This window comes from Streptomyces sp. URMC 126 (assembly GCF_051386555.1).
Classification (GTDB): Bacteria; Actinomycetota; Actinomycetes; order Streptomycetales; family Streptomycetaceae; genus Streptomyces.
Genome location: NZ_JBPQTX010000041.1, coordinates 1 through 24,146 on the forward strand (window position 1 = coordinate 1; position 24,146 = coordinate 24,146).

At 73.1% G+C, this 24,146-nt stretch carries 17 protein-coding genes and 1 pseudogene; 7 read left to right on the plus strand and 11 right to left on the minus strand.

What is annotated here, in order from left to right:
• The first annotated feature begins 660 nt into the window (after window positions 1-660).
• Both ACSNOK_RS07735 and fxsT read left to right on the plus strand, forming a co-directional pair.
• Window positions 661-1,995 carry an aKG-HExxH-type peptide beta-hydroxylase gene (locus ACSNOK_RS07735; protein WP_436779845.1) on the plus strand — a complete coding sequence of 445 codons (1,335 nt, stop codon included), beginning with the start codon at window positions 661-663 and terminating at the stop codon, window positions 1,993-1,995.
• Between the two features lie 68 nt (window positions 1,996-2,063).
• Window positions 2,064-5,084 (plus strand): FxSxx-COOH system tetratricopeptide repeat protein, encoded by a 3,021-nt coding sequence (gene fxsT / locus ACSNOK_RS07740; protein ID WP_436779846.1) that lies wholly within the window; start codon window positions 2,064-2,066, stop codon window positions 5,082-5,084.
• A gap of 504 nt (window positions 5,085-5,588) precedes the next feature.
• Here the strand turns inward: fxsT and ACSNOK_RS07745 are convergent.
• From ACSNOK_RS07745 to ACSNOK_RS07770, 6 genes are all read right to left on the minus strand, one after another.
• Window positions 5,589-5,789 (minus strand): helix-turn-helix domain-containing protein, encoded by a 201-nt coding sequence (locus ACSNOK_RS07745; protein ID WP_436779847.1) that lies wholly within the window; start codon window positions 5,787-5,789, stop codon window positions 5,589-5,591.
• Window positions 5,786-6,370 (minus strand): Uma2 family endonuclease, encoded by a 585-nt coding sequence (locus tag ACSNOK_RS07750; protein WP_436779848.1) that lies wholly within the window; start codon window positions 6,368-6,370, stop codon window positions 5,786-5,788. Before ACSNOK_RS07750 ends, ACSNOK_RS07745 begins: the two co-directional genes overlap by 4 nt.
• A gap of 111 nt (window positions 6,371-6,481) precedes the next feature.
• Window positions 6,482-10,312 carry a multifunctional oxoglutarate decarboxylase/oxoglutarate dehydrogenase thiamine pyrophosphate-binding subunit/dihydrolipoyllysine-residue succinyltransferase subunit gene (locus ACSNOK_RS07755; protein ID WP_436779849.1) on the minus strand — a complete coding sequence of 1,277 codons (3,831 nt, stop codon included), beginning with the start codon at window positions 10,310-10,312 and terminating at the stop codon, window positions 6,482-6,484.
• Between the two features lie 264 nt (window positions 10,313-10,576).
• A complete protein-coding gene (locus ACSNOK_RS07760; RefSeq protein WP_436779850.1) occupies window positions 10,577-11,662 on the minus strand; it encodes a sensor histidine kinase in 1,086 nt (361 codons plus the stop codon).
• 16 nt (window positions 11,663-11,678) lie between these two features.
• The gene (locus ACSNOK_RS07765) at window positions 11,679-12,416 is read right to left on the minus strand and encodes a response regulator transcription factor (protein WP_004937733.1); all 738 of its coding nucleotides are present in this window, start codon (window positions 12,414-12,416) and stop codon (window positions 11,679-11,681) included.
• A gap of 89 nt (window positions 12,417-12,505) precedes the next feature.
• Entirely contained in the window at window positions 12,506-13,282 is a 777-nt protein-coding gene (locus ACSNOK_RS07770; RefSeq protein ID WP_436779851.1) for a spermidine synthase, read from the minus strand.
• 186 nt (window positions 13,283-13,468) lie between these two features.
• Between ACSNOK_RS07770 and ACSNOK_RS07775 the strand changes: the two are divergent.
• Window positions 13,469-14,104: pseudogene (locus ACSNOK_RS07775) on the plus strand (rhomboid-like protein); the annotation flags it as partial.
• Window positions 14,105-14,800: 696 nt separating this feature from the next.
• On the opposite strand, the gene ACSNOK_RS07780 reads toward ACSNOK_RS07775, so the two are convergent.
• Together ACSNOK_RS07780 and ACSNOK_RS07785 are read right to left on the minus strand one after the other, a co-directional pair.
• On the minus strand, window positions 14,801-15,415 hold the full coding sequence (locus ACSNOK_RS07780; protein ID WP_436779852.1) for a maleylpyruvate isomerase N-terminal domain-containing protein: 615 nt from the start codon (window positions 15,413-15,415) through the stop codon (window positions 14,801-14,803).
• Window positions 15,412-16,287, minus strand: a complete 876-nt coding sequence (locus ACSNOK_RS07785) for an NAD(P)-dependent oxidoreductase (RefSeq protein ID WP_436779853.1) — start codon at window positions 16,285-16,287, stop codon at window positions 15,412-15,414. The genes ACSNOK_RS07780 and ACSNOK_RS07785 overlap by 4 nt, the downstream gene beginning before the upstream one ends.
• A gap of 169 nt (window positions 16,288-16,456) precedes the next feature.
• Here ACSNOK_RS07785 and ACSNOK_RS07790 point away from each other — a divergent pair, with 169 nt between their 5' ends.
• On the plus strand, window positions 16,457-17,542 hold the full coding sequence (locus ACSNOK_RS07790) for a helix-turn-helix domain-containing protein (protein ID WP_436779865.1): 1,086 nt from the start codon (window positions 16,457-16,459) through the stop codon (window positions 17,540-17,542).
• A gap of 26 nt (window positions 17,543-17,568) precedes the next feature.
• Here ACSNOK_RS07790 and ACSNOK_RS07795 read toward each other — a convergent pair whose 3' ends face one another.
• A complete protein-coding gene (locus ACSNOK_RS07795; protein WP_436779854.1) occupies window positions 17,569-18,072 on the minus strand; it encodes a YfbM family protein in 504 nt (167 codons plus the stop codon).
• A gap of 192 nt (window positions 18,073-18,264) precedes the next feature.
• Here ACSNOK_RS07795 and lon point away from each other — a divergent pair, with 192 nt between their 5' ends.
• Together lon and ACSNOK_RS07805 are read left to right on the plus strand one after the other, a co-directional pair.
• Window positions 18,265-20,715 (plus strand): endopeptidase La, encoded by a 2,451-nt coding sequence (gene lon, locus ACSNOK_RS07800; RefSeq protein WP_436779855.1) that lies wholly within the window; start codon window positions 18,265-18,267, stop codon window positions 20,713-20,715.
• A gap of 85 nt (window positions 20,716-20,800) precedes the next feature.
• Window positions 20,801-21,682, plus strand: coding sequence for an MBL fold metallo-hydrolase (locus ACSNOK_RS07805; RefSeq protein ID WP_436779856.1), 882 nt, complete (start codon window positions 20,801-20,803; stop codon window positions 21,680-21,682).
• A 296-nt stretch (window positions 21,683-21,978) separates the two neighbouring features.
• Here the strand turns inward: ACSNOK_RS07805 and ACSNOK_RS07810 are convergent, their stop codons facing one another.
• Complete coding sequence (locus ACSNOK_RS07810; protein WP_436779857.1) at window positions 21,979-22,338, minus strand: hypothetical protein; 360 nt, start codon at window positions 22,336-22,338, stop codon at window positions 21,979-21,981.
• A gap of 203 nt (window positions 22,339-22,541) precedes the next feature.
• On the opposite strand from ACSNOK_RS07810, the gene ACSNOK_RS07815 reads away from it, so the two are divergent.
• On the plus strand, window positions 22,542-23,138 hold the full coding sequence (locus tag ACSNOK_RS07815; RefSeq protein ID WP_436779858.1) for a Uma2 family endonuclease: 597 nt from the start codon (window positions 22,542-22,544) through the stop codon (window positions 23,136-23,138).
• A gap of 28 nt (window positions 23,139-23,166) precedes the next feature.
• Here the strand turns inward: ACSNOK_RS07815 and ACSNOK_RS07820 are convergent, their stop codons facing one another.
• Window positions 23,167-24,012: a class I SAM-dependent methyltransferase gene (locus ACSNOK_RS07820; protein ID WP_436779859.1), complete on the minus strand. Its 846-nt coding sequence runs from the start codon at window positions 24,010-24,012 to the stop codon at window positions 23,167-23,169.
• Between the last annotated feature and the right edge of the window lie 134 nt (window positions 24,013-24,146).

Consider the following 24,146-nt stretch of genomic DNA (forward strand, 5'->3'; position numbering starts at 1 on the left):
CCGCCCACCGGCGGCCGACCCACCACCCCCGGCGGGCCGACGCCGCGCGCTCCCGTGACCTTCCGCCCCCGGCCTGAGCGGGATGCCGGCCTCGGGCCAGGCGTCGGTCTCGATCCGCACGTCGACCTCGGTCCGGACGACGCCCTCGCGTCGGGGGGCGACCTCGGATCGAACCCCGGTCGCGGACCGGACGCCGGCCTCGGATCGGGCGTCGGCCTCGGGCCGGGGGGTGGCTTCGTCCCGGGGTGTGACCTCCGACCGGATCTCGGTCTCCGACCGGGTGTCGGCCTAGGACCGGACGTCAGCCTCGGGCCCGACATGGGTCCCGGGCCGGGAAGTGGCTTCGCATCGGGAGGTGGCCTCGGATCGGATCCCAGCCTCGGGCCAGGCGCCGGCCCCGGATCGGACGTCAGCCTCGGGCCGGGGGACGGTCTCGCATCGGGAGGTGGTCTCGGATCGGGGCCCGGCCTCGGGCCAGGCGCCGGTCTCGGGCCGGACGACGCCCTCGCGTCAGGGGGTGACCTCCGACCGGGTCTTGGCCTTGGCCTTGGGTCGGACGTCGGCTCCGCGTCGGGGCCTCGCGCCGCACTCGGTGCCCGCCGTGGCCGCAGCGCCCGCCGCGCTCCCAGCGTCGGCCCCGCGCCGGAAATCGGCGGCCGGTTGCCCCTCGCCGTCCGGCTCGTGGCGCCGGGCGCGCTGGAGCGGCTGGCGCGGACGCGGGGCACCGCCGACGATCTCGCGCTCCTGCTGGACGCCCTGCACAGCAGACGTCTCGTTCTCCTCAAATCCCTGCTGACCCGCCTGGAACGGGAGCCGAGCGCCGTACCCGCGTCCGCGCGAGCGCGGTTCGAGGCGCATTGGAGCCTGATGGAGCGCGCGGAGGCCCGGTACGCGCCGGCGGTGCGCGACACCCTCGACTACCCCTCCGTCGGCAACTGGCTGGCCCGCGCCCTGGCCGCGCCCACGGGCGCCCCGCTCGCCACCGAACTGGAGCACTTCGGGGCCGTCGCCGCCGCCGCGGCGCTCCGCTCCGGCGCCGCCTTCACGGCCGAACTCGCCGCCCCCGGCGGGACGCTGGCCCTCCCCGGCATCGGCCTGCTGGCGGCCGGCGCCCCCGCCGTCCGGCTGACCGCCCGGGCCCGCTCCGCCCGCTTCACGGTCCCCGGCGCCGACGGCAGGACCGGGCGCCCCGGGCCGGTGCTGCTGCGCGGCGCCCGCAGGGTCACCGGCGCCGGAGCCGGCTGGCACGGCCTGCGCCGGCTCCCGGGCGCCGACGCCGTCCTGGACGACCTCGACCCGTACCGCGCCCCGGCGGGCGGCGTGGGCCGGGCCGCCCTGCCGCCCGCCGCCCGTACCGCCGGCGGCGGCCGGCCCTGGACGCGCCGCTGGCGGGCCGCCCTGGGCCTGCTGGCCGCCGCCGACCCGCAGCGGGCCGCCGAGACCACCGCGCTGCTGCGCTGCCTGGTGCCCGTCGCCCGGCCGGCGGGCGAGGAGCGCGGGGCGAGCGACGTGAGCGCCACCTTCCGGGCGGCCCCCGGCGCCATCCTGGCCACCCTGCCCCGTACCGCCGCCGACCTCGCCGAGGTGCTCGTCCACGAGACCCAGCACACCAAACTGGCCGTGCTGCACGACCTCGTCCCGCTGCACGGCGCCGGCCCCGCCGCCGTGCACCGGGTGGCCTGGCGGCCCGACCCCCGCCCGCTCGCCGGGGTCTTCCAGGGCACCTACGCCCATCTCGCCCTCGCCGAGTTCTGGGACCGGGCGGCCCGGGGGGCCGCCGTGCCGGGAGCGCTGCGCGAAGAGGCGCGCGCCCGCCGCGATTCGTACCGCCGACAGGTCGCGGAAGCGGTGCCCATCCTGCTTGAATCCAGGGAACTGACTCCCGCCGGGCGGGAGTTCGCGACGGGCATGGAACGGCTCCTCGCGAGTCTGGGACGCACCGGACGCATGGCGCCCGGCATCCCCGGTGCGTCATCATGTGATGACGTACAGTGATGATGCCGCCGCACCGGACCTCCGGGCGGCCGCCCGGACCACGCGGTGCGAAGGAACGAGGGACGCGCATGAACACGCAGCGGTATCAGGCCGGCACCGGTGCGCAGGACCGGGTCGGCGAGCACTTCACCATCGTCTTCGCCGGCTTCTACCGGCCCTGGGCGACCTGGATCGCGCACCGGCTGGAGAGCCACGGCCACCGGACGACGCTCCAGCGCTGGGACCCGCCCCGCGAGGTGCCCTTGGAGGCCGCGCTGGGCGATCTGCTGCTGGCCAGTGGCCGGATCCTGCTGGTGCTCAGCGACTGGTTCTTCGAGCTCGGCCCGCGCCGTGAGGACGAGTGGAACGAGGCGCTGCGCGGCGTCGTCGCCGACAACGTCGACCGGTTCGCCGCCGTCAACCTCACCAACCGGGCGCTGCTGCCCGCCACCGCCGTCCTGGAGCCGGCCGACCTGTGGGGCGTCGGCGCGCCGGAGGCCGAGCGCCGCCTCCTCGCCCGCCTCCAGCTGCCGGAGGGCCCGCCCCGGCGCCCGCTCGACCCCGGCCCCGGCTCCCGCTACCCCAACGACCCGCCGGCCGTCTGGGGCGACGTCCCCCGCCGCAACCGCCGCTTCACCGGCCGCGACGACCTGCTCAACCAGGTCCAGGAGCAGCTCATGGACGCCGAGCGGGGCACCGCCGTGTGCGCCCTCGTGGGCATGTCCGGTATCGGCAAGACCCAGATGGCCGCCGAGTACGCGCACCGGTTCAGCTCCGACTACGACGTCGTCTGGTGGGTCAACTCCGACACCCGCGGCACCCAGCGCGAGCGGTTCGGCGAACTCGCCCCCGAGCTGGGGCTGAACGCCGGCTCCGAGCCCGGCGAGCGCATCCGCGCCCTGCGCGAGGCGCTCCGCCGCGGCGAGCCCCACAAGCGCTGGCTGATCATTTTCGACGGCTGGGACGACATCGACCTCGTCGAGGAGATCCTGCCCTGGGGCCAGGGCCACGTCCTGATCACCTCCCGCAACCGCAGCTGGGACCGGTACGGCGTCACCCTCGACGTCCCCGGCTTCCAGCGCCACGAGAGCACCGGCTACCTGATGCGCCGAGCCCCCCGGCTGACCGCCGAGCAGGCGGACGCCGTCGCCTCCGAGCTCGGCGACGTGCCCATCGCCCTGGTCCAGGCCGCCGCCTGGCTCGGCGAGTCGGACATGGAGGTCGCCGACTACCTGCGGATGGTCCGGGACGGCGCGGTGGCGGGACCGGCCGACCTCGGCGACTTCGACGGCCTCCCCGGCTCGATGATCACCTCCTGGTCGATACTGATCAACCGGCTCCGCGAGACCCAGCCCCACGCCGTCGAACTGCTCACCCTGTGCACCTCGTTCGGGGCCGGCCGGATCCCGATCGGCCTCATCCGCGTCATGCCGCCGGCCCAGCTCCCCGACAGCCTCGGCTGGCTCGTCTCCGACCTGCCCAGCTGGACGCGGGCGCTGGACACCCTGGTCAACTACTCGGTGTGCACCCGCGAATCCCGTGATCTGCGCACCACCCCGGCCACCGACCCCGGCCCGGAGCAGGAGTCGGTGCACATGCACCGGCTGGTCCACGACATCGTCGCCCGGCTCACCTCGGCCGAGGAACGGCAGCTGCACCGGCGCATCGTCCGCCGCATGATCGCCGCCGCCGACCCGGGCAACCCCCAGGACAGCCGGCTCTGGCCGCGCTACGCCGAACTCCTGCCGCACCTGGAGCCGTCCGGCGCGCTCGGCAGCCACGACTACCGGGTCCAGGAGACCGTCCTCAACCTGCTGCGCTACTGCATGCACAGCGGCGAGTTCCGCACCGGTGTCGAACTGGCGGAGCAGATCCGCGTCCACTGGTCCGAGATGTTCCCGCCCGAGCACCCCCGGATGGTCGAACTCACCACCCAGCAGGGCAACATCCTCCGCGCGCACGGCGCCTTCCGGGCCGCCTACGAGCTCGACCGGGAGTCCCTGGAACGGCTGCGCGCCCTCCCGGACGCCGACGCCAGCGGCCTGATGACGGCCACCAGCTGCCTCGCCGCCGACCAGCGCTTCCTCGGCCAGTACACCGAGGCCCTCCAGATGCAGCGCGAGGTCCTCAACACGGCCCTCGAACTGCTCGGCCCGGAGGACCACACCACCCTCCTCGCCCAGCACAACCTCGGCGTCGGCCTCCGCCTGCTCGGCCGCTACTCCGAGGCGTACGACATCGACCTGGAGACCCTGCGCGCCCGCGAGAACCTGCTCCGCGCCCGGCACGCCGCCACCCTGGTCTCCGGCATCGCCTGCGCCCGCGACCTGCGCCTGATGGGCCGCTACGGGGACGCCCTGGCCCGCCAGGAGCTCGGCATGCGGCTCCACATCCAGGTCCTCGGCGCCAACCACCCGCAGACCCTGCGCGCCCGCCACAACCTGCTGCTCTGCCAGCGCCGCGCGGGCACCCCGCAGGACCTCACCGGCGCCATGGCCGGCCTGCTCGAACAGATGGAACAGGTCCACGGCCGGGGCCACTACGCCACGATGGGCCTCGTCGTGGACTTCGGCAACTACGCCCGTGAGCACGGTGATCTCCAGCAGGCCCGCGAGCTCATCGAAGAGGGCGAGAGCGGCTTCCGCGCCCTTCTCGGCCCCGCCCACCCCATCAGCACGGGCATGCTCTCCAACACCGGCCTCGTCCTCCAGGCCGCCGGCGAACGGGCCGAGGCCCTCACCATGTTCGAGTCCGCCTACGCGGGCCTGGCCGCCTCCCTGGGCCACGACCACCCCTGGGTCCTCGGCTGCGCCCTCAACGCCGCCGCCGGCCGCAACTTCACCGGCCGCCTGGAAGCCGCCGCCGACCTCAGCCGCGACACCCTCCGCCGCGCCCGCACCGCCCTGGGCCCCGACCACCCCTTCACCCTCTCCTGCGAGGTGGCCCTGGCCGCCGACCTCCGCTCCCTCCGCGAACACGAGGAGGCGGAGAAGGTCGAGGAGGACGCCCTGCAACGCCTCGCCCGCACCCTGGGCGCCCAGCACCCGCACGCCCTGTCGGCGCGGCAACGGACGCGTCCGTACTGGGACTTCGAGCCGTACCTGGGATAGGAGCCGTTCCGGCGGACGACGTCCGCACGTAGGCGCGGGCCGTGGCCGGCCGGGGCGCGGAGGTACTCAACCCGCAGTCCAGCTCTTCCTTGTACGTGGCTTCTTCCGGCATGAACGACAGCGTAATCCGCCGCCCGGCAGGGCCTCGGGCCCGGAGAACGGCGGCGGTCTGTGTGCTGCGCGCCGACGCGGGGCGTCAGGCTCCGCCGGAGGAGGCGGCTTCAGGGGGAGCCGGCCGCCGACGGCGCGGTCCGCGCGGACGGGGTGTCGGTCGAGCGCGAGCACCTGCGCTGCGCCGATGCCGAGACCGGTCGCCCCTCCGCTGGGACCGGAAACGGGCCCCGGCCCGTTCAGCGGTGTCTGCGCATCAGCTGTCGAAGACCTCCGCAGCCGGCGCCGCCTGCTCCGCGAGCTCGCCGACGACCTCCACCCGAACGACACCGGCCGCGCCAAGACGACACCGGCCGCGCCAAGACGGCGGCGGCCTCCCAAGCGGGCGCGCGCCTACCGGTGGGGCGTGAGGCTCACCGTGATGTCGCATTCGAGGGCGGTGGCCAGGCGTTGGAGGACCGGCAGAGTCGGTATCGCCTTGCCGGACTCGACGCGTGAGATGAACGCCTGGCCTGTGCCCGCGCGGGTGGCGAGCTCGGCCTGGGAAAGTCCGAGCTCGATCCTCCGGGTGCGGACGAGGGCGGCGGTGTTCACCGCGGGGCCGCGTTGTAGCGCGGCAACTCGCCGGTGTCGATGACCCAGTCGCTGATGGTGATCTTGTCGCCGAAGGTATAGGGAACCCTGGCGCTGTACTCGGGGGTGTCGTTCTTCGTGGTGATGGCCCAGTAGTGGACGCAGGTGCCGTCGCGGGGGTCGACGATCAGATAGTGGGGGATGCCGAGCCGGGGGTAATGGCGCAGCTTGCTCTCATAGTCGTTCTCCGGGTTGGAAGGAGAGACGATTTCGACGGCCGCGAGCAGGGCTTTGGGGTCGATGGCGTCGTCCGTGTCCATGGCGGCTTCGGGCAGGACGAGGACGTCGGGGCGGCGTAGCTGGCCCAGGTCGGCCGCCTCGATGTCGCCTGAGGTGGTGGCGACGATCCCCGGGGGGAGCTGCGGCTGGAGTTGGCGTTCGATGCGCAGAGCCGCGAGGTCGTGGCGGCCCGCGGGGCTCATCATCATGATGATCTGGCCGTCGCTGATCTCGACATGTGAGCTCAGGGGCGCCGGCGGAGTGAAGTGTGCGGCCAGTGAGCGCAGGTGGCGGTAGATCTCTCGTCGCGTCTCAGCCGTCATGACGTCACCCTACATGACGAAATCGTCATAGTCGGAGTACGCGAACGGGCCGGGGCCCGTACCCCTCGCACGAGAGGTACGGGCCCCGGCCCGTTCGGCGGTGTCAGCGGATCAGCTGTCGAAGACCTCCGCGACCAGCGCCGCCTGCTCCGCCTGGTGGCGCTTGGCCGAGCCGACCGCCGGGGAGGAGGAGTGCGGACGCGAGACGCGCCGCAGACGCTCGCGGGCCGGGATGTCCGCGCCGACCGCCAGGTCGAGGTGGTCGATCAGGTTCAGCGCGATGAACGGCCACGCGCCCTGGTTCGCCGGCTCCTCCTGGGCCCAGATGTACTTCTCGGCGTTGGGGAACTTGGCGATCTCCGCCTGGAGCTCGGCACCCGGCAGCGGGTACAGGCGCTCGATGCGGATGAGGGCGGTGTCCGTGGCGCCGCGCTTCTGCCGCTCGGCGTCCAGGTCGTAGTAGACCTTGCCGGAGCAGAAGACGACCTTGCGGACGTCGGCCGCGTTCACCGTGGTGTCGCCGATCACCGGGCGGAAGCCGCCGGTGGTGAACTCCTCCGCCTTGGACGCCGCGGCCTTCAGGCGCAGCATCGACTTCGGGGTGAAGACGATGAGCGGCTTGTGGTGCGGGTTGTGCACCTGCCAGCGCAGGAGGTGGAAGTAGTTCGACGGCAGCGTCGGCATGGCGACCGTCATGTTGTTCTGCGCGCACAGCTGGAGGTAGCGCTCGATGCGGGCCGAGGAGTGGTCCGGGCCCTGGCCCTCGTAGCCGTGCGGGAGGAGCAGGGTGACGCCGGACGTCTGGCCCCACTTCTGCTCGCTCGACGAGATGAACTCGTCCACGATGTTCTGCGCGCCGTTGGCGAAGTCGCCGAACTGCGCCTCCCACAGGACGAGCGCGTCCGGGCGGGCCAGCGAGTAGCCGTACTCGAAGCCCATCGCCGCGTACTCGCTGAGCAGCGAGTCGTAGACGTTGAAGCGCGCCTGGTCCTCGGAGAGGTAGAGCAGCGGGGTGTAGTCCTCGCCGGTCTCGCGGTCGACGAGCACCGCGTGGCGCTGGCCGAAGGTGCCGCGGCGGGAGTCCTGGCCGGAGAGGCGGACCGGGGTGCCCTCCATCAGGAGGGAGCCGAAGGCGAGGGTCTCGCCCATGGCCCAGTCGATCGTGCCGTCCTCGACGCTGGCCGCGCGGCGCTGGAGCTGCGGCAGCAGGCGCGGGTGGACGGTGACGCTCTCCGGCAGGTTGACCTGCGACTCGGCGATCCGCTTGACGACCTCCTGGGAGATCGCGGTGTTCACCGGGACCGGGAACTCGGCCTGCGGGGCCGGCACCTCGGCGGAGGCGGGCGCCGAGGTGGCCTCGCGGACCTCGGTGAAGACCTTCTCCAGCTGGCCCTGGTAGTCCTGCAGGGCCTGCTCGGCCTCCTCCAGGGTGATGTCGCCCCGGCCGATCAGCGACTCGGTGTACAGCTTGCGCACCGAGCGCTTCTTGTCGATCAGGTCGTACATCAGCGGCTGGGTGAACGAGGGGTTGTCCGCCTCGTTGTGGCCCCGGCGCCGGTAGCAGATCAGGTCGATGACGACGTCCTTGTTGAACGCCTGGCGGAACTCGAAGGCCAGCCGCGCGACGCGGACGACCGCCTCGGGGTCGTCACCGTTCACGTGGAAGATCGGCGCTTCGATCATCCGGGCGACGTCGGTGCAGTACATCGACGAGCGCGAGGACTCCGGCGGCGCGGTGAAGCCGACCTGGTTGTTGATGACGATGTGCACGGTGCCGCCGGTGCGGTAGCCGCGCAGCTGCGACATGTTGAGGGTCTCGGCCACGACGCCCTGGCCCGCGAAGGCCGCGTCGCCGTGCAGCTGGACCGGCAGGACGGTGAAGTCCGTGCCCGCCTTGCCGATGATGTCCTGCTTGGCGCGGGCGATGCCCTCGACGACCGGGTCGACCGTCTCCAGGTGGGACGGGTTGGCGGCCAGCGAGACCTTGATCTGCTCGCCGTCCAGGCCGGTGAAGACGCCCTCGGCGCCCAGGTGGTACTTGACGTCGCCGGAGCCGTGCATCGACTTCGGGTCGAGGTTGCCCTCGAACTCCCGGAAGATCTGCGCGTAGGACTTGCCGACGATGTTGGCCAGCACGTTCAGCCGGCCGCGGTGGGCCATGCCGATGACGGCCTCGTCGAGGCGGGCCTCGGCGGCCGCGTCCAGCACCGCGTCCAGCAGCGGGATGACGGACTCGCCGCCCTCCAGCGAGAAGCGCTTCTGGCCGACGTACTTGGTCTGCAGGAACGTCTCGAACGCCTCGGCCGCGTTCAGGCGGCGGAGGATCCGCAGCTGCTCCTCGCGCTCCGGCTTGGAGTGGCCGCGCTCGACGCGGTCCTGGATCCACTTGCGCTGCTTGGGGTCCTGGATGTGCATGAACTCGATGCCGGTGGTGCGGCAGTACGAGTCGCGCAGCACGCCCAGGATGTCGCGCAGCTTCATCATCGACTTGCCGGCGAAGCCGCCGACCGCGAAGTCGCGCTCCAGGTCCCACAGGGTGAGGCCGTGCTCGGTGATGTCCAGGTCGGGGTGCTTGCGCTGGCGGTACTCCAGCGGGTCCGTGTCGGCCATGACGTGGCCGCGCACCCGGTACGCGTGGATCAGCTCGAAGACGCGGGCGGCCTTGGTGACGTCGTCGTCGTGCGAGGCGTCGATGTCCTTGAGCCAGCGGACCGGCTCGTAGGGGATGCGCAGCGCCTCGAAGATGTCGTCGTAGAAGCCGTTCTCGCCCAGCAGCAGCTGGTTCATGATCCGCAGGAACTCGCCCGACGCGGCGCCCTGGATGACGCGGTGGTCGTAGGTCGAGGTCAGGGTCATGACCTTGGAGATGCCCATCTTGTTCAGGGCGTCCTGCGAGGTGCCCTGGAACTCGGCGGGGTAGTCCATGGCGCCCACGCCGATGATGAGGCCCTGGCCGGGCATCAGGCGCGGCACGGAGTGCACGGTGCCGATGCCGCCGGGGTTGGTCAGCGACGCGGTGACCCCGGTGAAGTCCTCCATCGTCAGCTTGCCGACCCGGGCGCGGCGGACGATGTCCTCGTACGCCTGCCAGAACTCGAAGAAGTTGAGCGTCTCGGCCTTCTTGATGGCCGCCACCACGAGCTGGCGGTCGCCGTTCGGCTTCACCAGGTCGATCGCCAGGCCCAGGTTGACGTGCTCGGGCTTGACGAGGGTGGGCTTGCCGTCCTTCTCCGTGTAGGAGTAGTTCATCGACGGCATCAGCTTCAGCGCCTGCACCATGGCGTAGCCGATGAGGTGCGTGAAGGAGACCTTGCCACCGCGAGCGCGCTTGAGGTGGTTGTTAATGACGATGCGCTGGTCGAACAGCAGCTTCACCGGGACGGCGCGGACGGACGTGGCCGTCGGCAGCTCCAGCGAGGCGTTCATGTTCTTGGCGACCGCGGCGGCGGGGCCGCGCAGCGTCACGTACTCGGGGCCTGCCGGGGCCTCGGTCGCCGGGGCGGCCTTGGCCGCGGGCTTGGCGGCGGCCGGCTTGGCGGCGGCCGGCTTGGCGGCGGGCGCGGCGGCGGGCTTCGCGGCGGCGGCCGGAGCGGCCTGCTGCGCCGGAGCGGCCTGGGCCGGGGCGGCGGGCGCGGCGGCGGCCGGAGCGGCCTGCGCGGGCGCGGCGGGGGCCGCGGGTGGCTGCGGAGGAGCGGCCGGGGCGGCGGGAGCCGTACCCCCGGTCACCCCCTGCTGCGTGGCCGGCGCGTTGGCGTCCTTGCCCGGCTTGTAGTCGGCGAAGAAGTCCCACCAGGCTCGGTCGACCGAGTTCGGGTCCTGGAGGTACTGCTGGTAGATCTCGTCGACGAGCCACTCATTGGGACCGAACACATCAGCAGGACTCTTGCCCTGCCCGTCTTGGTCGGTCGAAGTGCTCGAGGTGTTCGGGGACTGTGGCGACACGGCGGCAACCGCCCTCTTCCGCTTCCTAAGGTGGTGGACAGCGGGAATAAAGGCTACGCCTGTCCGCTGCCCTGATGCAGGCCACCGGGGCCAGTCGTCGCGCAAGTCACACTCGCTCCCGCGTTTCAGGGCATGACTTGGCGGGAAACACACGAGGTTCCTTGCCTCTCGTGTGCTTCCGACCCCTTCGTGGGTACGCGGAACGGTGCCCCACATCCGGATGAACGTGTGCTTCCGCCTTCGACCCTACGTCAACTCGGATCATCAAGCTCGTCCTGGAAGAGTGACCCGGATCCGGCAGCCCCGGGGGGATTCGGCCACGCCGATGCTGCCACCGTGCAGGTCGACCGCCCAGCGGGCGATGGCGAGGCCCAGTCCGGTCCCGCCGTCGCTGCCCGGCCCGTGCTGCCCGGAGCCGCCGCGGTTGAACCGCTCGAAGACCCGGTGCCGCTCGGCCGGCGGGATGCCCGGGCCCTCGTCCAGCACCTCCAGGTCCAGCGACTGCGGCCCCTCGCCGCGCCGCGCCCGGACCGTCACCCGGCCGTGCGGCGGGCTGTGCCGGACGGCGTTCTCCACCAGGTTGGCGACCACCTGGTGCAGCCGCTCCGCGTCCGCGTACGCCGTGAGGTCGGGCGGCGAGACGTCCAGGTGCAGGTGGACGTCCTTGCGGGCGGCGCGCGGCGCGGCGCCGGTGCCGCAGGCGATGCTCGTCTCCTTCAGCACCTGCGCCAGATACGGCCAGACCTCGAAGCCGCGCGCGTGCAGCGGCACGACACCGTTGTCCAGCCGGGACAGGTCGAGTAACTGCTCCACCAGCCGCCCCAGCCGTTCCGTCTGCTGGAGGGCGGCGCGCATGGTCTCCGGATCGGCCGCCGAGACGCCGTCCACCACGTTCTCCAGCACCGCCCGCAGCCCGGCGATCGGCGTGCGCAGCTCGTGCGAGACGTTGGCGACCAGCTCCTTGCGGTGGGTGTCCACCGCCTCCAGGTCGGCCGCCATCCGGTTGAAGGCGTGCGCCAGGTCGCCGAACTCGTCCCGCCGCCCGTCCCGCACCCGCCGGGTGTAGTCACCGTGCGCCATCGCCCGGGTGACCTCGGTCATCTCGTCCAGCGGCGCGGTCAGGCCGTGCGCCACGAACTGGGTGATCAGCAGCGAGGCGATGATCGAGAAGACGGTGATGACGCGCAGCCCGGTCGCCGACCGGAACGCCACGAACACCAGGAACGTCGTGATCACCACCGACCCGACCACCAGCCACCCCAGCGCGGCCTTCACCGACCGGTACGGGTCCAGCGGGCGCAGCGCCTCCCAGGCGCGGCTCAGCAGGCCCGGCCTCGGACAGCCGGTCATCTCGCGTCCGTTCCCCTCACGCGGCCGGCGTCTCCAGCGCGTACCCGACGCCGTGTACCGTCCGGATCCGCTCCGCGCCGATCTTCCGGCGCAGGGCCTTGATGTGGCTGTCGACGGTCCGGGTGCCGGAGGCGTCCGCCCAGTCCCACACCTCGGCCAGCAACTGCTCCCGGGAGAGCACGGCGCGCGGGGTGTTCGCCAGGCAGACCAGCAGGTCGAACTCGGTCGGCGTGAGGTGCACGTCCGCGCCGCGCACCCGTACCCGCCGCTGCGCGTGGTCGATCTCCAGCTCGCCCAGCCGCAGGATCCCGCTGCGCGGGGTGTGGGCGGCCAGCGTCGCCCGCTCGACCCGGCGCAGCAGGACGTGCACCCGCGCGGCCAGCTCGCGCATGGAGAACGGCTTGGTCATGTAGTCGTCCGCGCCGACGCCCAGCCCGACCAGCATGTCGGTCTCGTCGTCGCGCGCGGTGAGCATCAGCACCGGCACCGGGCGCCGGGCCTGCACCCGCCGGCACACCTCCAGGCCGTCGTAGCCCGGCAGCATCACGTCGAGCACCAGCAGGTCCGGCTGCCACGCCTCGGTGGTGTCCACGGCCGCGGGCCCGTCGCCCGCGATCCGCACCTGGAAGCCCTCGGCCCGCAGCCGTGCCGCGATGGCGTCGGCGATGGTCCGGTCGTCCTCGACGATCAGTACCCGCCGCTGCGCACCGGCGGAGGCTGCGGCGCCGCTCGGGCCCGTGTGTGTCTGCTCCATACGCCCCGCCCCTAGCCGTCGTCCCCAGCGTTTCGCGTGCCGGTCCTCCCACTGTGGCAAGCAGGGTACGGGCAGGTGGCGGGGGACGGCTACGCGGCGAGGACGGCGAGGTGGACGACGTCGGGGACGCCTCGGGCAACGATGATCTCTTCGGTGGTTACCCCGGCGAACCCGGCATTCCGGAGGGCGTCCTCGAACGCGGCGGACGGCTGTGCGGACCACACCGCGAGCACCCCGCCGGGGCGCAGCCGGGACCGGCAGGCGGTGAGACCGGCGGGGGAGTAGAGGCCCTTGTTGTCTTCCGTGACGGTCCAGTCGGGGCCGTTGTCGATGTCGAGGCAGATCGCGTCGAACGCCGGTTCCCCGGCGGCGTCGGCCGGGGCCGGAACCTCACCGTCCGGGCCCGCCCCCAGATACTCCAGGAGGTCCGCCTCCACGACGCTCACCCGCGGGTCGGCCAGGGCCGCGCCCGAGACGGCGGACAGCGGGCCCGCGCGGTGCCAGTCGATCACCGCCCGCTCCCGCTCCACCACCGTGATCCGCCCCCAGCGCGGCTCCGCCGCCGCGTGCGCGAGCGAGAAGCCCACCCCCAGCCCGCCGATCAGCACCGCAGGTGCGTGTCGCCCGGCCGGCAGCGCCCGCAGCGCGGCGTCCACCAGCAGCCGCTCGGAACGGCCGTCCGAGGTGTCCATCAGGAAGCAGCCGTTCGCGATGATCTCGTAGACCGGCGGGGTGCCGCCGCGCCTCCGCAGGGCGACCTCGCCGTACGGACCGTCGCGGCGGTCGAGGGTGGTCACGGGATCGTTCGGGACATACGGGACGGGCACGGGAGACCTCCGGAGACCGTTGATGTTCGACGGACGCATCCGAAGGTTAAGAGGTTGACAGGCGTGGGCTTGTTCACGGTCCGAAGACGGGTCGGCCGGACGCGAAGGCCCGTACTGTTCCTACAGCGGCCCGCCGCCGGGCGGGCCGTCCGGAGCGTCCCGGGAAGGCCGGGGCGGAAGGTCCGGGCTCGGCCCGGGAAGGACCACGGAAGGGAGCCCGGCCGAGTGACCGCCGCCGATCCCGCCGAGGCGGGCGCCTCCGCGCCGGCCGACGGCACCGCCACCGGACGGCGGAGCGCACGCCCGCGCGGAGCCGCCCGGCTCGGCGGGCTGCGGCAACTGGTCCCCTCCCCCCGGGCCACGCCCTTCACCCTCTGCTACGGCCTCGTCCTGCTCGGCACCGCGATCTACACCGAGCTCGGCGACGAGAGCACCGTCAACCGCCTGCTCCGCGACTCCAGCACGGATGCGGCCCACCTCGCCGACCGGCCGCTCGTCGTGCTGTTCGCCAGCGCCCTGTGGGTGGCCGGCGGGCTCTGGTCCTTCTTCGGCTGGGCGTTCGCGCCGGTGCTCGGCGCCCTGGAGCGCAGGGTGGGCGGGCTGCGCACGGCCGGTGTCTTCCTGCTCGGCCATGTGCTGGCGACCCTGGCCACCGAACTGCCGGTGGCCGGCGCGGTCGCCGCCGGTCGGCTGCCGGACGACTCCCTGCACCGGCTGGACTACGGCATCAGCTTCGGCCTGATGGCCTGCCTCGGCGCGCTGGCGAGCCTTCAGCGGCCGGCCTGGAAGTGGGGCCTGCTGGGCGCCGCTTCCGTCATGTGCGCGCAGGACCTGGTGGAGCTGGCCGATCCGCTGGCCAGTTGGGGGCATCCCATAGCCCTGCTGGCCGGGGTCGCGTGCGAGGTACTGCTGCGGGGGGACGTACGGGAGGCGGCGCCGGGCGGGCGGGCTCCCCTCCGGCCCGCGGCGGTGGACACTGCCGCCGGTTTCGTCGGTGCGGATGGTCTTGACGGTGCGGATGGTCTTGGCGGTGTGGCTGGTCTTGGTGGTGTGGCTGGTCCTGCTGGTGATGTCGCTCCCGCCGGTCTTGCAGGTCCTGCTGGTCCTGCCGGGCCCGCCGCTTCCGCCGGGCCCGCCGCTTCCGCCGGGCCCGCCGCTTCCGCCGGGCCCGCCGCTTCCGCCGGGCCCGCCGGTCCCGTTGGGCCCGCCGGTCCCGTTGGGCCCGCCGGTCCCGTTGGGCCCGCCGGTCCCGTTGGGCCCGCCGGTCCTGCCGACACTCTCGGGCGGCCCGGCTCCGTCGGTGTCGCCGGTCTGTCGGCGGGTTTCGGGGCCCCGACGGTCGGCGCGGGAGCCACACCGGGCGATGTGGCTCCGGCCGTCACGGGTGCCCCGGCGGGCCCTGGAACTCCGGCAGTGGTCGCAGGTGCCCCGGCCGTACCTGAGGCCCCGGAGGGCACTGGTTCCCCCGACGGCACCGGCACCCCGCCCGACACTCGTCTGCCCGTCGGCGCGCCGTCCGGCCGGCGCGCCCCCCGAGGCGCGGTCCGCGGCACCGCCTCAGTGGACGGTCCCGTCCCAGCGCCACTCGCCGACGTGCCCCTCCCCGGGCCGCGCGATCCTTCCGGTGGCGCGGAGGAGGGCCAGGCCGGGCTCGCCGTCGTCCGGGACGCCGGGGAACAGCCGGGCGAGGGCGGGACCGGCGAACTCGTCCGGCGGCGTCCAGCCGACGCCCAGGCCGGTGGCGATGTCGTGGGTGTGGACGACGGTCTCGACCACGCCCATGGCGGCGAAACCGGGCCCGTCGGAGTGCCCCCAGGGGTGCCAGGCCCGGTCCTCGGGCGCGGCGGCGCGGACGGCGGCGGCGAGGAACGACGCCGCGACGCGGATGCCCTCCAGCCGGGCTGACACCGGGGCTTGTGGGTCGAGCGAGGCGAACAGCGTGATGTAGCGGTCGCGCGGCTTGGCCGTGAGAAGGCCCGCGTAGCCGGTGATCCCCAGCGCCAGGTGGTCCAGCGTCGCGTGGCAGGACCAGTCCAGCCGTCCGGCCGGCCGTGACCAGTCCGCGTCCGGGGCCAGGCCGTCCAGGAAGGCGGTGGCCCGCTCGGCGGTCCCGGTGACCAGGGACGCCCAGTCCAGGGCGACGGCGGTGCCCGTGCTCGTCGGCGAGCTCACGCGCGTCCCTCCGCCCGGACGAACTCCACGAGCCGGCCCCAGCTGTCGCCGCCGTGCCCGGCCGCGATGCCCCGCTCGACCAGACCCTTGAAGAGCTCCGGCAGGCCGGAGGCCACGCCGCGCGCCTCACTGGCGTGGACGAGGTGTCCGATGGCCGCGAGGTGCACGTCGAGCGTCGCGTCGTCGCCGGGGTAGCTGCGGGCGTCGGCCTGCGGGGCGTAGGTGCCCATGAACACCTCGATCGCCCGCATCCAGCGGTTGGCGACCGCGGTGAAGGCCGCGGCCCTGCCCTCGCCGTCCGTCCCGACGAGCGCCACGCCGTGCGCCCAGCCGGTGAGCGTGGACCACATCAGGCCGAGCAGCGCGGTGTCGTAGAGGGAGGCCAGGGTGACGTCGGGGCCCAGGTCCACCGGGTCGCCGAGGGCGGCGAGCGTCGGCCGGTGCTCGGCGAGGGCCTCCGGGGAGCCGCTGTAGAGGAACATGAAGTCGGGGTCGCCGACACCGGGCGGGGTCGTCATGATCGCGCCGTCGAGGTAGCGGAAGCCGTGCTCGCCGGCCCGGCGGGCCGCCTCGGCGGCCTGTTCCGGTGAGCCCGAGGTGAGGTTGACGATGGTCCGGCCGGCCAGGTCGCCGGCCAGCGGGCCGAGGACCTGGTGGACGGTGTCGTAGGTGGCCAGGCAGACGACCACCAGCGGGCTCGCCGCCACGGCCGCGGCGGCGTCGGGGGCCTCGACGGCGCCCTTCTCCACCAGGGCGGCGGCCTTGCCCGGCGTGCGGTTCCAGACGGTCGTGCGGTGGCCGGCCGCCAGGAACGCGCCGGCCAGCGCGGTGCCCATCGCGCCCAGGCCGAGGACGGTCACCTTCGTGCTCATTCGAAAACCCACCCGTTTCTTTCGGAAGTGCCGGAGTTCGCACGGATTGTGCGGAAGCGCTCTCGCGTGTCCCCTACGTTTCCACCGCCCGTCCGGGCCCGACAGTGGCAGGAGTGACCGCCTTCGAAAAATTCCTGCCACTAAGCTGGCGTCCATGAGCGCTGGTTCCGTGGCCGTGGCGGTGATCGACGACGACATCCCCTACTGGGATCTGTACGAGCTGGGGGTGGTCTGCACCGTCTTCGGCATTCCGCACCCCGATCTCGCCGACCCCTGGTACGACCTCCGCCTGTGCGCCGCGGGCCCGTCCTCGTCCGCGTCCCCGCCCTCAGCCTCGTCCCCGGACCGGCCGGCGCCGAGCCCCCTCGGCTTCACGCTGCGCACCCCCCACGGGCTGGAGGGGCTGGACGGCGCGGACACCGTGATCATCCCGTCCGTTCCCGAGGCGTGCGTCGACGGCGAGCGCGAACTGCCGGACGAGCTCCTGCGCGCGCTCCGGCGCGCCGCCGACCGGGGCGCGCGGATGGTCTCCCTGTGCGCCGGAGCCTTCGCCCTGGCCGCCGCGGGGGTCCTCGACGGCCGCCGCGCGACCGCCCACTGGATGCACACCGAGGCCCTGGCCCGCCGGCACCCCGAGGTGACGGTGGACGACTCGGTGCTCTACGTGGACGACGGGAACGTCCTCACCAGCGCCGGCGTCACGGCCGGCCTCGACCTCTGCCTCCACCTCGTCCGCCGCGACCTGGGCGCCCACGTCGCCAACCAGCTCGCCCGGCGGCTCGTCGTCCCGGCCCACCGGCCCGGCGGGCAGGCCCAGTTCGTCGAGGTCTCCGTCCCCGAGACCGGCGACGACGGCCTGGCGCCCGTCCTGCAGTGGGCCACCGAACGCCTCGACCAGCCGCTCACCGTCGACGATCTGGCCGCCCGCGCGGGCATGAGCCCCCGCACGTTCTTCCGCCGCCTCCAGGCCGCCACCGGCACCACGCCCCTCCAGTGGCTTCTCCAGCAGCGCCTGGCCCGTGCGCAGTCCCTGCTGGAGGCCACCTCCCTCCCGGTGGAGCGGGTGGGACAGCTCAGCGGCCTGGGCACGTCCGCCAACCTGCGCCGCCACTTCACGCTGCACTTCGGCATCACCCCGACGGACTACCGCCGCGCCTTTCCCGGCCACGGCGGCCAGGGCGGGCGGGGCGTCCAGAGCGTCCAGGGCGTTCGAGCGGCCCGGCAGGGACGGACGGTCCGGCGGGCGGGGCACTGAGGGGCGGGTGCCGCCGCCCGGACCCGCTAGTGGAGCCACATGAACATCCCGTCCCCCTCCCGCGCCGCGGCCCCGAAGAACGGCACCAGCCGCTCGTACTCGGCGGTGATGCACCGCAACGACTCGCCGCGCTCCCAGATCAGCGACGGATAGACCTCCTCGCGGGCGAGGTCGGCCGGGCCGACCCCCTCCAGGAGGCGCTCCGCGGGTATCCGGGCCAGCGCGTCGGCGGCCTCCCGCACCCGTTCGGGCGCGAGATGGCGCGGCGCCCCGCACCCCCAGTCGCCCGCCCCGGGAACCGCCGCGTCGCCGAACACGACGTCCACGGGGAACTCGACGCGGTCGAGCAGGAAGGCCAGCCCGTGCCACATCTTGTCGATGTCGAGGGCCCGCGCCGCCGCGGGATCGGGCTGCTCGACGGGTTCCGCGCCGAGCCGGGCGTAGGCCTGGCCCACGGCCCACGCCGGGTCGGCGAGGGCGCGGGCGTACTCGGCGGGGGCGAAGCGCACGTACTGTCCGGTCATTCCCATGCCCCGGAGCGTAGGGGCGCCCTCTGACAACGGCCGGACGGGGAACGGGAAGAGGGGAGCGGGGACGGCCGGGGCCCGCGGCCTCGACCACGCACGACGCTGATCGCTCACAGCGAACAAAGTCCCGGGAACATCCCTGAACTCAGAAGCATTGAGTCAGCAGAGCTCAACTTGCCTGCCGAAGGGGAGATCATGGCTGCTGAGGCCGCTGACAGCAAGGCCGTCGCATCGCTGACCCTGCCCGTGCTGCCGCTCGACGACGAGGTGGTCCTGCCGGGAATGGTCGTTCCGCTGGACCTCACCCACGCCGAGGTGCGCGCGGCCGTCGAGGCGGCGCAGGCCGCGGCGCAGGGCGGCGCGAAGCCGCGCGTGCTGCTGGTCCCGCGCGTCGACGGCACCTACGCGGGCGTCGGCACCCTGGGCACGGTGGAGCAGGTCGGCCGGCTCTCCGACGGGGATCCGGGCGCCCTCATCCGCGGTGTCCGCCGGGTGCGGATCGGCGCCGGGACCACCGGGCCCGGTGCCGCGCTGTGGGTGGAGGGGACGGCCGTCGAGGAGGTGACCCCGGATCCGCTGCCGGGCGCCGTCACCGAGCTGATGAAGGAGTACAAGGCGCTGGCCACCAGCTGGCTCCGCAAGCGCGGTGCCTGGCAGGTGGTCGACCGGGTCCAGCAGATCGACGACCCCGCCCAGCTCGCCGACAACTCCGGCTACTCGCCGTTCCTCACCGTCGCCCAGCGGGTCGAGCTGCTGGAGACCGCCGAGCCGGTCGCGCGGCTGAAGCTCGCCGTGAAGTGGCTCGGCGACCACCTCGCGGAACAGGACGTCGCCGAGGCCATCGCCAAGGACGTCCAGGAGGGCGTCGACAAGCAGCAGCGCGAGTTCCTGCTCCGCCGCCAGCTGGAGGCCGTCCGCAAGGAGCTGGCCGAGCTCAACGGAGAGCCGGGCGGCGAGTCCGACGACTACCGCGCCCGGGTGGAGGCCGCCGACCTGCCGGAGAAGGTCCGCGAGGCGGCCCTGAAGGAGGTCGACAAGCTGGAGCGCGCCTCCGACCAGAGCCCCGAGAGCGGCTGGATCCGCACCTGGCTCGACACCGTCCTGGAGATGCCCTGGACGAAGCGCACGGAGGACGCGTACGACATCCCGGGCGCCCGGGCCGTGCTCGACGCGGACCACGCGGGCCTGGACGACGTCAAGGAGCGGATCACCGAGTACCTGGCGGTGCGCAAGCGGCGCGCCGACCGGGGGCTGGGCGTGGTCGGCGGGCGGCGCGGGGGCGCGGTGCTCGCGCTCGTCGGCCCGCCCGGCGTCGGGAAGACCTCGCTCGGCGAGAGCATCGCCAAGGCGATGGGGCGGGAGTTCGTCCGGGTCGCGCTGGGCGGCGTCCGCGACGAGGCGGAGATCCGCGGCCACCGGCGTACGTACGTCGGCGCGCTCCCCGGCCGTATCGTGCGCGCCGTCAAGGAGGCGGGTTCCATGAACCCGGTCGTCCTCCTCGACGAGATCGACAAGGTCGGCTCCGACTTCCGCGGCGACCCCGCCGCGGCCCTCCTGGAGGTCCTGGATCCCGCGCAGAACCACACCTTCCGCGACCACTACCTGGAGGTCGAACTCGACCTCTCCGACGTGGTGTTCCTGGCCACCGCCAACGTCCTGGAGGCCATCCCGCAGCCCCTGCTGGACCGGATGGAGCTCGTCCGCCTCGACGGTTACACCGAGGACGAGAAGATCGTCATCGCCCGTGACCACCTGCTGCCCCGGCAGCTGGAGCGGGCCGGTCTGGAGCCCGGCGAGGTCGTGGTGGACGACGCGGCGCTGCGCCGGCTCGCCGGCGAGTACACCCGCGAGGCGGGCGTCCGCACCCTGGAGCGGTACCTGGCCCGGCTGCTCCGCAAGGTCGTGGCCCAGCACGAACTCGGCGAGCGGAAGCTGCCGTTCACGATCGGTGTGGACGAGCTGCGGCCGCTGATCGGCCGGCCGCACCACACCCCCGAGTCCGCCCAGGACCCGGCCGAGCGGCGCACCTCGGTCCCGGGCGTGGCCACCGGCCTGGCCGTCACCGGCGCGGGCGGTGACGTCCTCTTCGTCGAGGCGTCCCTCGCCGACCCGGAGACGGGCGGCGCCGGGCTGACGCTCACCGGGCAGCTCGGCGACGTGATGAAGGAGTCCGCGCAGATCGCCCTCTCCTTCCTCCGCTCGCACGGCGCCGAACTGGAGCTGCCCGTCGCCGACTTCAAGGAGCGCGGCGTCCACCTGCACGTCCCGGCGGGCGCCGTGCCCAAGGACGGCCCGAGCGCGGGCATCACCATGACGACGGCCCTGGCCTCGCTGCTCTCCGGCCGCCGGGTCCGCCCCGACGTCGCCATGACCGGTGAGGTCTCGCTGACCGGGCGCGTCCTGCCGATCGGCGGCGTGAAGCAGAAGCTGCTGGCCGCGCACCGGGCGGGTGTCACGACCGTCGTCATCCCCAAGCGCAACGAGCCCGATCTCGACGACGTCCCCGCCGAGGTCCTGGAGAAGCTGGACGTCCACGCGGTCTCGGACGTCCGGCAGGTGCTGGAGCTGGCTCTCGAACCGGCGACGGCACCGGCAACGGCACCGGCGGCCGCGTCGGCCTCGGTGGCGGCGACCGCAGCGGCCTGACCTGCTACGACCCTACAAATCAACATTTCCTGACGGCCCGTCGGAGCATGGGAATCCTGCGCTCCGACGGGCCGTTGTTCGCAGCATGACGAACACTGAGTCCAGCCTCGACCGCCCCACTCGCCTCACCCGCCCCGCCGGTGTCCGCTCCCTCCGCCTCGGCGACACCAAGGTCACCTATGTGCCCGACGGCGCGGTCCAACTGTCCCCACGCGGCTGGCTGCCCGCCACGACGGACGAGGTGTGGGCCGCCCACCCCGAGTACCTCGACCCCGACGGCTACCTCGTGGCCGGCGTGGGCGGCCTGCTGGTGGAGCACGGCGACCGCGCCCTGCTGATCGACGCCGGCGTCGGCCCCCTCACGCTCCCGGCGGAGCCCGGCAGGCCCGTGGGCAGGATCGCCGGCGGCACGCTCCCGGACCACCTCACCGCGCTCGGCCGGCCGCCGGCCACGCTGGAGGCGGTGGCCGTCACCCACCTCCACCTCGACCACGTCGGCTGGTCCGAGCGGCTCGCCGAGGCGGGCGTGCCCCACCTGATCGCGGAGCCGGAGTGGCGCGACCGCCACCTCGCCACCGAGGAACACGGCGTCGCCAAGGAGACGATCGCCGCCATCGAGGGCAACATCCGTACCGTCGCCGACGGCGACGAGATCTTCCCGGGCGTCCGGGCCCTCTTCGCCCCCGGCCACACGATCGGCCACGTCGCCTACGTCATCACCGGCGGCGACCGGCGCCTGCTCGCCTTCGGCGACGCGATGCACACCCCGCTTCAGGTCGCCCACCCCGAATGGGCCGCGGTCGTCGACCACGACCCGGCCCGTTCCACGGCCTTCCGCCGCACCCTCGTCGACCGCCTCTCCGAACCCGGCACCCTCGGCTTCGGCATCCACTTCGCCGACGTCCCCTTCGGCCGCGTCCGCCGGACGGAGGACGGCGGGGCGGTGTGGGAGCCGGTGGACGAGTGAGCGATTCCGCCTGGCTCCTGACGCACGGGACCGGCCTTCAGGGCAGAAAGGTGACCTGGCGGATGTAGACCTTCTGATGACGCGGGACTACCTGGTAGACAAACATTCCGAAAGACCCGATGATCTCGTTCTGCATTCGAGGGGAAGGGCCTTCGTACTTCCCTCCGTCCAGCTATAGGGCTGCCGCTGCACGGACGAGTTCATCGGCTCTCTCCTCGACTTTCGCGAGAAACGCGAGGTGATCGATGTCGCCGATGACGTGGTCGGGCGATGGGTCGTATTCCCAGCACCAAACGTCACCCATCTGACACCGCGGACCTTGCCTCTTCGTAGACAGCCATGCAGGCGTCCATGGCGTCACGCCACCGCGGATCGGCGCGGTCGAGTGTGTTGGCCGCGTCCAATGCCGCCTGATAACGGGCCGCGAGGGCCGGTCGACGCTCGATTTCGATCTCGGTGGCCCACTTGATCTGGAAGAAGCGAATCGGTTGGAACGAACCGTGTTGGGTGGCGGAGGTGAAGGCCATGTCACGGTCTGCCTGGAATTCGGCCAGACGCGACGGAGCCACTCGGGCGAGCGCCGCTCTCAGCGCGGGAAAAGTCATATCCGGTCGCGGGATCAGTTCGGACGGTTGTTCGTCGTGTCGCGCCGTCATTGCTCCTCCATCTGTCCGGGCCCGCGATGAACGGTAGCGCTTCCCGGGGCCGACCAGTGGCTTCGGGCGAGGGAGCGAAGGACCGGCGGGGTGGGCGAGGGGTGGTGACGCACATCTCACCGAGCCGGGCGTGGCGCATCGGCCGTGCGTATCGTTGTACCGCGCGGCTGCCCGCACTGCGCGGCGGCGGGGAGGAGCGCACGGTGACCATCGAGCTGACCGACAGGATCGAGCTGATCGAGATGGCCGAGAGCGACGAGCTGAGTCTGGACGTGCTGTTCGACTGGCTTGAGCGGATGCCCGTCCCCGAGGGCTACAAGGTGGAGATCGTCGAGGGGGCCATCTACATGTCGCCGCAACGGGACAATCACTGGGACATCATCGCCAACGTTTACGACCAGCTCCGCGTGAAGTATCCGCGCCGAAGGGTCAAATCCGATGTCCGCATCGACTTCCCCGGCCACCTGAACGGCTTCGCGGCCGACGTCGTCCTGCTGAAGGAAGAGGCGGAGAAGAACGCCAAGGGCCGTTGGGAGCATCAGGACGTCGAGTTCGTCGCCGAGGTGATTTCCAAGGACACGGCCCGCAACGACTACGGGCCCAAGAAGGACGCCTACGCGGCGGCGGGCGTTCCCGTGCTGCTGATCATCGACCCGTACACGGGGCTCTGCCATGTCTACCGGGACCCGAAGGACGGGGCGTACCGCCTGGAGCCGGCGGTGAAGTTCGGTGATCCGGTGGAGCTGACGGATACGGTCGTCGGACTGACTGTCGACACCGCCGAGTTCGGCCACGAATGAGGGGGCGTCCCCTCGCCGCCCCGCCCCCTCACCGCCTCGTTCGTGCCAGGAACAGCCCCGTCTTCGTCGTCAGGCCGACGCGCCCGCCGTACGCGTCCACGGTCTGCGCGACCTCGGCGATCAGAGGGCGGCGGGTGTCCTCCGGCAGGGCGCGGTAGAAGGACAGGGAGGACAGCAGGCCGCTGAGGCCGGTGGTGGAGCGCTCGTGCGCGGCGGAGTAGACGCGGTGGTCGAGGTCGGTGAAGCCGCCGTCCGCGCGGAGTTCCGCGGCCGCCCAGGAGTTCGCGCCGCGGACCGACTCGCGTGGCTGCTCGTCGAGGATCGAGTGCGGAGGCCGGTCGGGCAGGAACCGGTCGTGCACGGCGGCGAGTTCGCTCCGCAGTGCCTCGTCGGTGACGTACCAGTCGTTCCAGAACAGCGCGAGCGCGCCGCCGGGCCGCAGCACGGCGCGTGCGCGTGTCCAGCGCACCGCCGGGTCCACCCAGTGCCACGCCTGGGCGGAGAAGAGCAGCCCGAAGCGGCGCCCGGCGGTATCCCACGTCTCGAACTCCGCGCCCACCACGGTGACATCGGTCCGGTCCGCGGAGTGCCGGGCCAGGACGGCGGCCATGCGGGGATCCGGCTCCACGGCCGTCACCCGCACTCCGCGCGCGGCGAACGCCAGGGTCGCCTTCCCGGTACCCGCGCCGACTTCCAGCGCCTCGACACCGCCCTCGCCGGACGTGCCGCAACGAGCGAACGCGACGACGTCGTCGACCAGTTGCCCGGGATAGCCGGGGCGTGTGTCGTCATACGTCTCCGCCACCTCGCCGAAGACGGCGCGCCGCGTACGATCCGGCGCGGCGGCGGAACGGTCCTGGGGACGCTGCGTCATGGGCACACTGTACGGAGTCGGCGGCGCGGGTGACATCGCCCCCCGATGGGACGTTCGTCACCGAGCCGGCGCGGCGGCCGGCTCGGTGTCCGGGCAGCGTGACGGAGCGTCTCCCGTGCCGAATCGCGCCCCGC

What these genes read in the sequence shown, in the direction of transcription:
- ACSNOK_RS07785 (WP_436779853.1), bottom strand. Translation starts at nt 16,287, where the DNA reads ATGAGCACGAAGGTGACCGTCCTCGGCCTGGGCGCGATGGGCACCGCG.
- fxsT (WP_436779846.1), top strand. Translation starts at nt 2,064, where the DNA reads ATGAACACGCAGCGGTATCAGGCCGGCACCGGTGCGCAGGACCGGGTC.
- ACSNOK_RS07810 (WP_436779857.1), bottom strand. Translation starts at nt 22,338, where the DNA reads ATGACGGCGCGACACGACGAACAACCGTCCGAACTGATCCCGCGACCG.
- ACSNOK_RS07760 (WP_436779850.1), bottom strand. Translation starts at nt 11,662, where the DNA reads ATGACCGGCTGTCCGAGGCCGGGCCTGCTGAGCCGCGCCTGGGAGGCG.
- ACSNOK_RS07765 (WP_004937733.1), bottom strand. Translation starts at nt 12,416, where the DNA reads ATGGAGCAGACACACACGGGCCCGAGCGGCGCCGCAGCCTCCGCCGGT.
- lon (WP_436779855.1), top strand. Translation starts at nt 18,265, where the DNA reads ATGGCTGCTGAGGCCGCTGACAGCAAGGCCGTCGCATCGCTGACCCTG.
- ACSNOK_RS07805 (WP_436779856.1), top strand. Translation starts at nt 20,801, where the DNA reads ATGACGAACACTGAGTCCAGCCTCGACCGCCCCACTCGCCTCACCCGC.
- ACSNOK_RS07795 (WP_436779854.1), bottom strand. Translation starts at nt 18,072, where the DNA reads ATGGGAATGACCGGACAGTACGTGCGCTTCGCCCCCGCCGAGTACGCC.
- ACSNOK_RS07770 (WP_436779851.1), bottom strand. Translation starts at nt 13,282, where the DNA reads ATGCGTCCGTCGAACATCAACGGTCTCCGGAGGTCTCCCGTGCCCGTC.
- ACSNOK_RS07820 (WP_436779859.1), bottom strand. Translation starts at nt 24,012, where the DNA reads ATGACGCAGCGTCCCCAGGACCGTTCCGCCGCCGCGCCGGATCGTACG.
- ACSNOK_RS07750 (WP_436779848.1), bottom strand. Translation starts at nt 6,370, where the DNA reads ATGACGGCTGAGACGCGACGAGAGATCTACCGCCACCTGCGCTCACTG.